Source organism: Flavobacterium sp. A45 (assembly GCF_002001005.1).
Classification (GTDB): domain Bacteria; phylum Bacteroidota; class Bacteroidia; order Flavobacteriales; family Flavobacteriaceae; genus Flavobacterium.
Genome location: NZ_MUNX01000049.1, coordinates 1 through 13,644 on the forward strand (window position 1 = coordinate 1; position 13,644 = coordinate 13,644).

Here is a 13,644-nt window from a genome sequence, read left to right on the forward strand (position 1 = left end):
ATACTTTTCACTCACAAATTATATTCTTGATTAGAGAATGCTTTTTATAGCTAGCTTTTAATTAAAACAATACGATTCTGGCACCATTTTATATAAAGGTGAATTGATTTTACCGTACAATTTATCTTATTTTCATAGCCCTAGATTCAATTTTTCTGTAAATTTTATAATATAAAGAATAGCTTACTCACTAAAAAGTAGTTAACGTGTAGTTTTTACTGATTAACGTAAAGAAAATATAAATGAACGTATCTGTGCGTAAAGTAAAATATTTTAATAAGATAAAATTTACTATTTAAATCTCGACAGCCTTAATAGGTAACTGTTAGAAAGTCTACATTGCAATTGGGACAACAATAGTGGATTTTTGTCTTTGATGTATTGCACAGCTTTGAATTATTCTATATTTTCTTCTACAAATTGCTTTTTATTTTCGATTCCTGCTACACTATAATCGAAACCATTTTCAGTTTTTTTCAACTATATCAGTATATATTCTTTTAGTAACAGTAGTTGTTGTATTTGATTGAACTATTAATTTATCTAGTAATTCTGCATGATACCCTTCTGATTTGATTTTTTGTTCACTCTAATTTGTACTAAAATCAATTTGTTTTTATTTGCTAAACTCTTACTTTTTGCATAGTTGTTGGAATTCCTTTGAAATGCATCACGCCATGTTTTAGCCATCCATAGCTATAACTTGCCCTGTAAAGTTTTCTGAATTGAATCTACCCAATCAATAAAAAATTAAAATTGATTGCTGTCTCTTGTCTAAAATACTCTATCTATATCTTGGGAAGGAATTCATTTCTATAGCTCAAAATTTTTCTCAAAATCTTCTATTAAACAAACCAAATCAATTATTGGCATCACATTCCCTCCCGCAAATCACTAAAATATTTCAATAAGAAGATGTCAACCAAGTATAGTAATTCCTTAGGGTCTTGTATATTCAAATTCAAAAAAAAATACACCTTTCATCCTATTTGACCACAATGAAGATAGACAGTAGAGACTACCATATAATTGTTGGGCAGATAAGAAATTAATTGGATAATTTGCTATAGATTTTGTGAAGAAAACAAAACCTTTAACAAACAAAAAAAGTAAAACCATTGTCATCATTGAGATAATCAAAAAAAAAAATCATTTGCAAAATGCTGTATTAATTAAGTTACAATTTAGCTTTCAAATATTTTTTAAATAAAGTTGTTTTAGCTCATCAAAAAATAAGTTTTTCTCTTGAAAAAAACATCTAAAAAGGATTTAAAAAGGACATCAAAGAAAATCCAAAAGTGCATTAAGTGATTAAAGGGAAACTGAGTTTAAATAAAAAAACTAAGGCTTGATACTTGAGCATTCCGTTATAAGAGTTTCCTTTGAGAAATTACACTTTCCACTACCACTAATTAAAGAAGTTTTTACAACCAAAAGCAGAGGCATTGGCAAACTATACTTTAATTCCTCTGATTTACATTTAAACTCCCAGAACTATTACAAACTACAAAAATCGGTGAAAGTAGGAGATTATCAATACGTATATAAAAAGCACTAGCATATTTTCTAAATCAGCAACAGTTAGAAACGAAAGTCTGCTTATAAGTACTTCTCATCGTTTCAGAAATTGTAAGCATTTGTATTGAGTAGCATAACTGCGTAACTAGCATTTTTAGACTCGTCAAATTATGTGCAAGTTCAGGTAGCTAATGGCGAGAGTATCGTGTTCTAAACCTAATCGTTGTATTGTTGAAATCCCTTACAAGACCTTAAACGTACGTTCCTCGCGAATTTATTCACGTTAATCAGTAAAAACTACACGTTAACTACTTTTTAATGAGCCAGCTATTCTATTATTATAATATTTGCGGAAATGATTGCAAATACGAATTTATAAAATAAGATAAATTCTGAAGAATTGTCTTTTAAATTGATATAAAATGGTACATACATGAACGCCTCGTGTTGCAAAAAAATGGAGTAAAATAACATCAATAGATAGAAACTTTGTTGACAATGATGTGAATAATTATTAATCAAATTACACTAAAACTTTTGAAATCATAATGCGAGAATCTTGCCTAAAACAACTGAAATACGATTAGTCAGCTGATTAACAATTTCTATTTAACAGACTGATAAATAATTTCAAAAATCAAATCATTTAATTACACCCAACGGGTATCTTTATTATATATATGTATATGAATAAATATTGCAAACAATTAAGTAGTAAAAATTTTAAACTAAAAACTGTCGTAGCTTTTTTTATTTTAATTAATGTAAATGCTCAAGTAAATGGTAGCTTTCCATATGAACAGGCTTTTACCTCTGGTACAAAGCCTACAGAAATCACTTTATTGAATCCAAAGGTAGGTTCCAATTCTACTGTTTTTACAAATGAAGGAGTGAAATTGACATCAGCTGATGACATATATTCTTTTGGTGCCTTTTATGTTAATAACAGGCAATTTAGTTCTCTCAATGGTCTAAATATTGAATTTGAATACGGAATGTATGGAGGCACTGGCGCTGATGGAATATCATTATTTTTATTTGATGCAGCTGTTGGTGTCCCAACTATAGGCGCTACAGGTGGAGGATTAGGATATAGTTTCAATAGAGCAAATAATAATTTTCCAGATCGCAGGCAGCCAGGGCTTACTGGTGCTTATTTGGGTATTGGTTTTGATGGTTTTAGAAATTTTAAAAATCAGGGTTTCAATTCATATTCAAGAGTTAATGGACTTGAAGGGTTAGCTACCATTGGATCTACGGTAACTCTAAGAGGTGGAACAGGAAATGAAATTGATGCATCAAAAGGCTTGGGATATGGTTTTACTGGGTATCCAGTTTTAATAGGCAGGCAAACCTATAGTGGTCGTGTTAGAGGAATGGGATCTGTTTATAATTACGAACTAAATGTAACAGGAGATTTATCTTTTAATAATGTGCCATTAAATAGTATAGATTCCTTTACACTAAGTACTGCAACTTTTTCAACAGATCAAAATGACACTAATTATCGAAAAGCATTTGTTTCGTTAATTCCTAACATTAAAGGTGGTTTTAATATAACAGTCAAGGTTCAGCATGGATTAGTTACAACAACTATTATTGACAATTATTGGTACAGAACTTCACTAAATTATAAAGAAAATGCTAACCCATTAGTTACAGATTTTGATAATAATAATGATATAGGCCCAGAAACATTGCATACTTTACTGACTCCGGTGCCAGATTTATTTAAAATAGGATTTGCGGGATCTACTGGTGAAAATACTTTTAATCAATTAATTCGTAATTTGAAAGTTTCACTTCCTTACTCATCAGAAGCTAATGACGATATTTTTTCATATTGTGCTAATGGTAATGGTTCAATATTTCCATTAACTAATGATGTTGCATATACCAATAGTCTTGACGGTAGGCCAACATCTTCGTCAAATAATATTGATTTAACATCTTTTAGGTTTATTGACACTAGTGGAAATCCTCAAGGACAATCGTTTAATGTTGTTAATCAAGGTACTTGGAATTATAATATAGCTACCGGAGAAGTTACATTTACTCCTGCTCTGAATTACAAGGGAAGTGCTACGATTAGGTATGACGTTAAAGGTCTGACTGCTCCATACAATGATGATGGGTATAGAAATGTACCCGCAGTAATTACGGCCAATCCATATATTGTTACTACCATTACTAGTCAGCCAACTGGTAAAGTTGTTAATGAAGGAGAAAATACTTTTTTTACTGTAGGTGAGTCTGGAGGATCTGGCATTAGACAATATCAGTGGCAGGTTAGTAAAAATAATGGTTCTGACTGGATTGATTTGTCAGATGATAGTACTTATTCCAATACTACTTCGAATACTTTAAGTATAACGAATGTTCCCTATACCTTTTCTGGCAAATTTTATAGAGTTTTAATAACAGATTCAAATTCGTGTGGTACCGTTGAAAGTAATTCAGCAGCCCTAGTAGTTGAACTTTCAATAATTTCAGATTTGTCTGTTACAAAATCTGTTAATAATTCAAAACCAATTGTTGGAACTCCGGTTACTTTTACTATTACTGCTACAAATAATGGCCCCGATACAGCTACAGAAGTTAAAGTAAATGACATCTTGCCTTCTGGTTACACGTTTGTAAGTGCAACACCTTCCGTGGGTACTTGGGCAGCTCCTATTTGGACAGTTGGGAATTTAAGAAATGGAGCTAATGCAAATTTAACGATTGTTGCTACTGTAAATGCAAGTGGTTCTTATGATAATACTGCGATTATCAGTGGTAGACAAGCAGATTTCAAAACTAGTAATAATAAATCTACAGCATCTGTTGCTCCTACAATTATAAAAGCAATAGCAGATAGTAATCCAACTCCACTAGACGGAGGCAAAGGAGGAAATACAGGTATAAATGTTTATGAAAACGACACGTTGAATGGTAATTTGGTGGATCCATCTGATGTAGTTTTAACTTCAACACCAAACGGACCACTTATCATAAACATTGACGGAACTGTAACTCTTGCACCTAATACCCCTGCAGGTACTTATACAGCTGATTATACTATTTGTGAGGCATTAAACCCTGCAAATTGTAGTACTACAACTGTAACCATAAAGGTTGGATGCGAATTTACTGTTACTTGTCCGACTTTTGCTTCCAGCAAAGTACAATGTTATAATGATTTACCAGCAAATAGTAGTTTAACAATATCTCAATTTATATTATTAGGAAATGGTGATGGATCAATAATTGATTCTCCTTGTGGAGCAGTTGAAATCATAGCAAGTAATGGGCCAAATAATGGCTGTAATGCTTCGGTAATTAGAACTTACACGATCACTGAATACGCGGATCCAAATAATAATAATACAAGAGATTTAGGAGAAAATATTATTTTAAATCAATTTGTATGCAATCAAAACATACTTATAGAGGATACTGTACCGCCAACTTTTGTCGAAACAGTACCAGTGACTAATTCTGTAGAGTGTTCATCAATTCCAAAAGCACAGCTATTAACAGCTACAGATAATTGTTCTTCAGCTACAGTAAATTTTTCTGAGATTGTATCTACTGTTTCATCTGAAGGGATTTATGAAATAATCAGAACTTGGATTGCAAGTGATGCATGTGGTAATAAAACTACGGCTACCCAGAAAATAAATGTTAAAATACCTGATTTTATTAAAAAAATTAAAATTGAGGCTGTATGTAATAATGATGCTGAAGTATCTGTGAATATATTGGATGTTATAAAAAATCGATTTCCAGAATATAGTTTAGTTGCAGGATCTTTTTCAGATGTTAATAATTCTAATGCATTGGAAATTTCAACTGGAATTTTTAGACCATTAAACTTAGCTAATGGGGATTATATCATACGTTATGAAAATAACGATACAAATTGTCCCGTAATTTTTGAAGTAACAATCCCAGTAATTACTAAGCTTGGATGTAGTGATGATAAATGTGTTGAGCTAATTTTTCATAATACTATTACTCCAAATGGAGATGGCATAAATGACGAGTTGGTAATTGACAATGTTTTAAATGACTGTTACAAAGATAATACCATCGAAATTTTTAATCGCTGGGGAGTTAAAGTATTCGAATCAATAAATTACGACAATTTAAGTAATGGATTTAAAGGATACTCTGCAGGACGCAGCAACGTAAAGCAATCTGCAGCTTTACCGTCAGGAACATATTTTTACATTTTTAAATATAAAAATTTACAAGGGAATTCATATTCTAAAACAGGTTGGATCTATTTGAATGGGTCAAACTAAAATAAAAATAATGTTCCTATAATGAATTGCTACAATTATATTATTAAACAAATAAATAAATGAAAATAAAAATTTTAATCGTGTTAATCTTCTCTTCTCTGCTTGGTTTTGCACAACAAGATGCTCAATTCACCCAATATATGTACAATACAGTAAATGTTAATCCTGCATATGCTGGTTCTAGAGGTGTGATAAGTATTTTTGGCTTATACAGAACGCAATGGGTTGGTCTAGATGGTGCACCTGTTACAAGTGCAATTTCTGTAAATGCTCCCTTTGGAAGTAACCTAGGAGGTGGATTGTCCTTTGTTAACGATAGAATTGGTCCTATTGATGAGAGTAAAATTTCAATGGATCTATCTTATACAATTAAGACTTCTGAAACCTTTAAATTATCATTGGGTATCAAAGCAACTGCCAATTTATTCAGTTTAGATGGCAATAAATTAAATCCAGAAAATGCAAATGATTCTAATTTACAAGATTTAGATAACACTTTTACGCCAAATGTTGGTTTTGGAATCTATTTTCATTCTGACAGATCTTATGTTGGGCTTTCTGCTCCTAACTTTTTTGAAACCAATTATTATAATGATAACACTGCTACTGTTAATAAAGTAAAAATGAATTTTTATTTGATTGCTGGCCATATTTTTAATCTGAGTCCCAGCTTAAAATTTAAACCTGCTTTTTTAGGAAAAATAGTAGAGGGTTCACCATTACAATTAGACGTTTCAGGTAATTTTTTAATCAATGAAAAATTTGTTGTGGGTGCATCTTGGAGATGGAGTGCAGCGGCCAGTTTAATGGCAGGATTTCATGTGAATAGAGGGTTGTTTATAGGATATGGTTACGATTTAGAAACCACGCAATTAGCTAATTATAGTTCTGGTTCACATGAACTATTTTTAAGATTTGATTTATATAAAAGGGATGATAGAATAGTAACACCTAGATTTTTTTAAAACATAACATATGAAAATATATATATATAGCATTCCTGTTTATTGCGTCATTTAAATGCTATGCTCAAATTGAAAAAGGAGATAAAGAATACAGTAAGTTTGCCTATGTTGATGCAATAAATACTTATGAGCGCTTGTTCGAGAAAGGATATAGATCTAAGGAAATGCTAGAGAAACTCGGAAACTCATTTTACTTTAATTCGAATTTAGAAAAAGCTAATTTGTATTACAAAGAATTATTTGATTCAAATGAACCGATTGAACCAGAATATTATTATAGGTATTCTCAATGCTTAAAAGCTCAGAATAATTATAAAAAAGCGAATGAAGTACTACTGCAATTTAATCAAAAAAGCGGTAATGATACTCGAGCGAAATTAGCTAGTTCCCAAAAAGATTATTTGGCCTGGATTGAAAAAAATTCCGGACGATATATTATTGATGATGCTAAAATTAACTCACAATTTTCTGATTATGGAAGCTCTTTTTATAATAATAAGGTCATTTTTGCATCTGCAAGAGACACTGGTGTTGTCGGATCTAACAGCAAGCACTCATGGACTGGTGAAAGTTTTACTAATCTCTATTTTTCAGATATGAATGATGAAGGCTTTTTACTACCTCCGAAAAAATTTGGAAAATTACTAAATACAAAATTTCATGAGTCCACACCTGTTTTTACAAAAGACGGAAAGACAGTTTATTTTACAAGAAATAATTTTATGAATGGGAAAAAAGGAAAGGATAATAATCAAACTACATTGTTAAAAATTTATAAAGCCTCATTAAATGGTGATAACTGGGAAAATATAAAAGTGCTGCCATTCAATAGTGATAATTATAATGTTGCTCATCCAACTCTTAGTGAAGATGGTAAAGTACTTTATTTTGCTTCAGACATGCCTGGTACAATTGGACAATCCGATTTGTTTAAAGTTGCTATTAATGATGACGGTACCTTTGGAAAACCAGAGAATTTAGGTAACGGTATTAATACAGAAGGAAAAGAAACTTTTCCAATGATAACTTCTGATAACGAATTGTATTTTGCTTCTGACGGTCATCCAGGATTAGGAGGTTTAGATGTTTTTGTATCAAAGCAGCAAGTTGACGGAACTTTTAAACATGTTCAAAATGTAGGTAAACCAGTAAATAGTCAAAATGATGATTTTGCATTTTTGATTAATAAAAATAAGAAAATCGGTTTTTTTAGTTCCAATCGAGCTGGTGGCAAAGGTGGTGACGATATTTACCGATTCGTAGAAACCAAAGAAGCAGAATGTCAACAGTTTCTTTCAGGCGTTGCAATTGACAGCTATAGTGGCTTACCGTTAGCAAATGTCTCTGTCACTTTATCAGATTCAAACTTTAATGTAATAGAGGAATTAATAACAGATAGTGAAGGTAAATTTGATTTTGGAATAGTACACTGTGGCTCTAAAAACTATATAAAAGCCATAAAACAAAGTTATAAAACCATTGAAATTCCCCAAGTAATCAAAGAGGCATATGGTGAAACAAAAGTAGTAATTGAATTGCCTCGTGAAGTCGAAGAAGTAAAAAAGGGCGATGATATAGGAGACTTATTTGGTAAAGATTTAAAAATTTATTTTGACTTTGACAAGTTTAAAATTCGACAAGACGCAGAAATTGAATTAAGAAAAATACTTGATGTATTAGAGCAAAACCCAACTATGAAAATTGCTATAGGTTCGCATACGGATTGTCGTCAAAATGCTAAATATAATTTAGCCTTGTCTGAAAGAAGAGCCAAATCTACTCTGGAATGGTTTATAGCTAATGGAATAAGTAAATCTAGAATTACTGCAAAAGGATATGGTGAGTCAAAATTATTAAATAAGTGTGAATGTGATCTAACAAATAAATCTGATTGTACAGAAGAAGAGCATCAGGCTAATAGGAGGTCCGAATTCATAGTTACTGATTTGTAGGTTGTTATTTTGTTAATTGTTAAGATATAGAGGCTAGATTATTTTTGGAAATCGTAAGTACTAATTTTTATAGTCTAGTCCTATATCCTATTTGTTACTAATTTATTGAAATGCTGCTTCTAGTAGTTTCTACATTGATGTGTAATCATTTATAATTATTTATAGGAGAGATAAATTGAATAGTATAGATAATTGGTTTTGATCGAATTTAAAGCTAGTAGTGAAGACTATTGATAGACTCCACCCTACTCAAGTGATAATTAAGGTTCGCATAATGCAAATATTTTTTTTTAAAAAAGATAACAGGTTAATTCGATTATAACATTTAAAATATTTTTAAAATTCTGAATATCAAATAATTACCAAAATAAGTTTTCACAAATCTTTTGATTGTTTGATATTTAAATTTTGTCGTTATTATTTAACAAGAATATAGTGGGTAACTTTTAAAATTAGATATTATGGATGCATTTAAAACGGTAATAATAGATGATTAACCAATTTATATTAATATTCTCCAAAAAGTAATTAGTAAACATTGCTCAAATCTTACTATAGTCGGTACTGCCAACACTATCGCAGATGGAATCGATTTAATTTATTTTGAAGAACCAGATTTAGTTTTTTTAGATATCAATATAAAAGAAAGAGAAATATTTGAGTTATTAGATTATTTTAACCATCCCAGGTTTAAAATAATTTTTGTAAGCGCAAATGAGGTTTATTGCGATCGATGCTATAGCATTGGTGCTGATTTTATTTTAAAACCTTTTGGTATGAATGATGTCATATCATCTGTTTACGTAGCTGTTAAAAGTATTAGCGAAAAAAAATACAATTATAATTTAAAAAAGGAAAAACGGAAAATACATCAAAATTAAGGAAATATAAAAGCATAATCAACAGATCTTTTTTTATAAGTTTATTTTTACATAAAAAAATACATTCAATATATTTTAAATTTAAGTGGTAATTATCTTTTATTCAAACTATTTTGAAATTAACACTAAACACCATAGTCTATGAAAGATCGTATTTTTTATTTTGTCTCTTTTGCCTCTACTGCAATGATACTATTCGGCTGTAATGATTCCGATTCAAATGATGGAAAGGATAATTCCAATCATGTGCCTAGCATTGATGCAACAAATTTAGCAAAAGAAAATCACCCAATGACTATGTTTGAGGACGATGAAAGTCCAAAAAAAACATACGATAATACTGATAGTTGGTTTCGAGTAAATGAGCCTTTGCAAGTTATACTTAAAGGAACGGACTCCGTTCAAATTTCTTTGTACTCACCAGTTGGACTAAAAGATGTTAAAATTTATGCAAAATTACCTACTTATGATAGGCGTTTCATAATTTACAACTTCTCACACATCCCCCCTTTTCATCGTTCAGTCCATCAAATTCCATTAACAATTAATAAAAGCCAATATGAACAAGAGGACGGCATCAGTGTTACAATTAATAAAATTGACGGTTTTAAAAAAGAAGATATTGTGTTTTCAATCGAATCCGAAGACTCTTTGTTTACTAAGTTTAAAAAAATAAAATCACAGCGTTTAGTTCAGTTTAATGATAAATATCATATACAAGAGTATGGAAAATTTTTACCTATGAATCCTGTTCTGGCTAAGGAAGCTATCACAATGATCATTAACTATTCATATGCATTAAGCCATCCAATTTATTACGAAACTTTCACAAATTTTGATCGCTATAAAGAAGAGCAAGCGGCAGTAAAAGGACTACCAGTTACTGGTGCAATTAATTTACATGGAAATCAAATAGATGCTAATGGAATATATGATTATTTAACTAAAGTAGAAATTGAGGAATCTTATAAAAAATATATTGACGAAAGAATTATCGAAATGGCCATGACTGGGAAAGATACAGCATGGGGAGGAGGTAAATTAGTATCACATTCTGAACGCAAGTATATAGAAGGACATTGGAAAGGTGATATGTCAACTTGGTCACATGAATATTCTCATCATTGTGGTTACAATCACACCAGCAATTTTGCAAATCGGGAAGATGGTGGAGGAGTTCAAGAAATGTTAGCGAATTTTTATAAATACTTAATATATATAAATGATCTTCCTTTTACTGATCCCGATATTCTTAAAGGGTACACAAAAACAGCTTATTTGAATCGCACTTATACAAAGCCAGTTTTTAAAATTGAACCCGATAATCCTTTTTTATTAAAATATAAAGGTGAAGGAAAATGGAAATGATTTTGAGCCTTTAATAAACCACACAGACCGCCTGGTTTAGAAAGAAGATTCTTTTTCAATATATCATATTCTGACTGATTGTCTTGAGTATTTTTTCGTTGGTTGTGGATTTTTTTATGACTCTACATTTACTTTCATTTCTAAGAAAACTTCCTTCCCGAAACTCTTTACTCTACTTATTGGTTTGGAGAGCTTTGATCCCGAACTCTCCTGAAAACTCCGATATGTTGGTACTGTAACAATTTAATTGAACAACTTTTTTTAAAAGCTTTGTCAAATAGCTTACGGACATATTTCACGATTTGTCTGTCGATTTTGATGTACGTAAACTACCGGTAATAAAAGGATTTTGGCATTATAATTTTTATGTTAAAAAAATGACCAAATATAATTGTTTAAAAAAAATTAATTATGAAATTAAAACAAATTTTTTTTCTGTTTTGCTCATTCACATTCTTTTTTTCAAATGCTCAAAAGCAAGAAATAAAAGCTGCCTTTAAAGAACTAAATGATGGCTATCCTAAACGGGCTTTGGGTTATATATCCGATCTTGAGTATAAAATATTAAATGCAACTGATGAAGATAAAGTTAGCTATTATTACATAAAAGGTAAAGCGCAACTATGGATTGATCAAAAAAACAACAATTACAGCGAAAATGTTGAAATTGTTGCTCAAGCATATAAAGATTTATTAATAATTGAAAGGCAAACAGGAATAACGACCTATTCTGAAACTGTCAAAGCAACGCTTTATGGTTTAAAACGTAAGTTAATCATTGATGCAACATTGTGTTATAGGGAAAAAAAATACAGCGAAAGTGGCGAAAAATTTTACAAAGCGTATCAATTAGATCCTACTGATGTAGAAAATTTATATTATGCAGCGAGTTCATTTATGAATGCAAATAACTTTTCTCAAGCTCTTACAAATTATCTTGAACTAAAAAGATTGGAGTATGCAGGTCAGATAAATTTTTATTATGCCATTAATACTACTAATAACAAGGAGGATAAATTTCTATCTCAATTGGAAAGAAATAAGAATATTAAAATGGGAACTCATAAGAAAATTGAAGCAGAAATGGCTATGCCTGAAAAAATAAACATACTAAAGAATATTGCTTTAATATATATTCTTACAAACTCAGCCGAAAATGCAAAAAAAGCAATAATTGAGTATAATAAACAATACCATTGTGACCAGACTTTCGACCTTGCGGAGTTAAAATTATATTTGGAAACAAAAGATTTTTTGACCTATAAAGAATTAATCGAAGAAAGGTTAAAAGAGAGCCCTAAAGATGCTAATCTATTTTATTATCTGGGTATTATAAGTGAAAAATTAAAAAATAATATTGATGCTAAAAAATATTATAATAAAGTAGTAGAAATTAGCCCCTCTTTTCAATTTAAAGATAATATTGAATCCCTTAAATCATATTCAGAGGGTAGCAAAATTCTTGAACGAGTTCAAATAACTTTATAAATTTTACTTTTTTTCATTGAAAAATTAGTACCCCCTATCCAGAGAATCTATAGTTTAGAAAGACTTAGTGGTAAAATTAATTTTTTATTATTTTATAATATTTTTATTTTCGACAAATAATACTTTAATATTTAGATATGAATAGACGATCTTAGTCATAATAGTATGTCATTAGAAACCAATCCAATAAATCATTTTAATAATGCATAGCAGGGAATTTTTGGGTTAAAAATTTCTAACTACAAATAAGCATTGATTTAATACTTCAGCATGATATTACGTCTATTAATTGCCATTTTATTTTCTGTTCCAGTAATGGGACAAAATTATACTTTGAAGACTATTCCTGTACGCAATGAGATAAATACAAATTTAATAACAAGCGAACCTTTTATCGATAAAGACGGTTTTCCATGGTATGCAGTTAACATGGAAGGAATTTTTTATAAATACGATGGAAGAAATCAAGTTCTATATAGTCTGTTTAACAACAACAAAAAACAAGTAAACTTTTCAACATCTAGTATATATAACTGGATTCAATGCAGAAATGGGAATATATTGGCAATTAATCTCGTGGGAATATATATCATTAACCAGAAAACATCTCAGATAAAGTATATAAAATGGAATGTTCAAAATTTGGAATTACGAGATTTTAATTATGTTTCGTCTGTAGAAGACAAGAATGGTAACATTTGGATCAGTATAGCAGAAAATTACATTATTAAACTTAATCCTAAATATCAGCAGAAAATTTACCGGATTCCGCAGCATTCTTTAAAAAAAAGATTTAGTAGAAAAGGCCAAAATATAATTGATACTGAAACCGCACCACTCAAGATAATCAAATTATTAAAAGACGGCAGGATTCTACTAAAGTCCTACAGTAACTTCTATATCATTGATGAAAATGGTATGCACAAATTAAATCTGATCGAAAAACCACATCCAAACATTCATTTTGTTGATAATGGCTTACTTTTTAAGAGGAACACCTCTGGAAAGATTATTTATAATAACAAATGCTATAATTATAGATATATTAAAGATCTAGACATTCAAATCTTTGAATGTCCTTATAACAATTTTATATACATAAAGTCATTTTTTTTTGCCGTTAAAAACAATGAAATTTACATACTTGCCTTTAATAAAGAGAAGAATATTTTCTCTATTAAAG

The 13,644-nt window shown here is 30.1% G+C and carries 7 protein-coding genes; all 7 read left to right on the top strand.

Annotated features, from left to right (window positions below):
* The first annotated feature begins 2,204 nt into the window (after positions 1–2,204).
* Complete coding sequence (locus B0E44_RS02760; RefSeq protein WP_165688759.1) at positions 2,205–5,807, top strand: gliding motility-associated C-terminal domain-containing protein; 3,603 nt, start codon at positions 2,205–2,207, stop codon at positions 5,805–5,807.
* 59 nt (positions 5,808–5,866) lie between these two features.
* Positions 5,867–6,772: a type IX secretion system membrane protein PorP/SprF gene (locus B0E44_RS02765; protein ID WP_077370682.1), complete on the top strand. Its 906-nt coding sequence runs from the start codon at positions 5,867–5,869 to the stop codon at positions 6,770–6,772.
* A 164-nt stretch (positions 6,773–6,936) separates the two neighbouring features.
* Positions 6,937–8,724: an OmpA family protein gene (locus B0E44_RS02770; protein WP_254423235.1), complete on the top strand. Its 1,788-nt coding sequence runs from the start codon at positions 6,937–6,939 to the stop codon at positions 8,722–8,724.
* Positions 8,725–9,236: 512 nt separating this feature from the next.
* Entirely contained in the window at positions 9,237–9,605 is a 369-nt protein-coding gene (locus B0E44_RS19095; protein WP_371594489.1) for a response regulator, read from the top strand.
* Positions 9,606–9,746: 141 nt separating this feature from the next.
* Positions 9,747–10,973, top strand: a complete 1,227-nt coding sequence (locus B0E44_RS02780; RefSeq protein WP_077370685.1) for a hypothetical protein — start codon at positions 9,747–9,749, stop codon at positions 10,971–10,973.
* Between the two features lie 411 nt (positions 10,974–11,384).
* Entirely contained in the window at positions 11,385–12,461 is a 1,077-nt protein-coding gene (locus tag B0E44_RS02785) for a lipopolysaccharide assembly protein LapB (protein WP_077370686.1), read from the top strand.
* Between the two features lie 270 nt (positions 12,462–12,731).
* Positions 12,732–13,644 (top strand): hypothetical protein (locus tag B0E44_RS02790; RefSeq protein ID WP_131828081.1); only part of this gene is annotated, 913 nt, incomplete at its 3' end.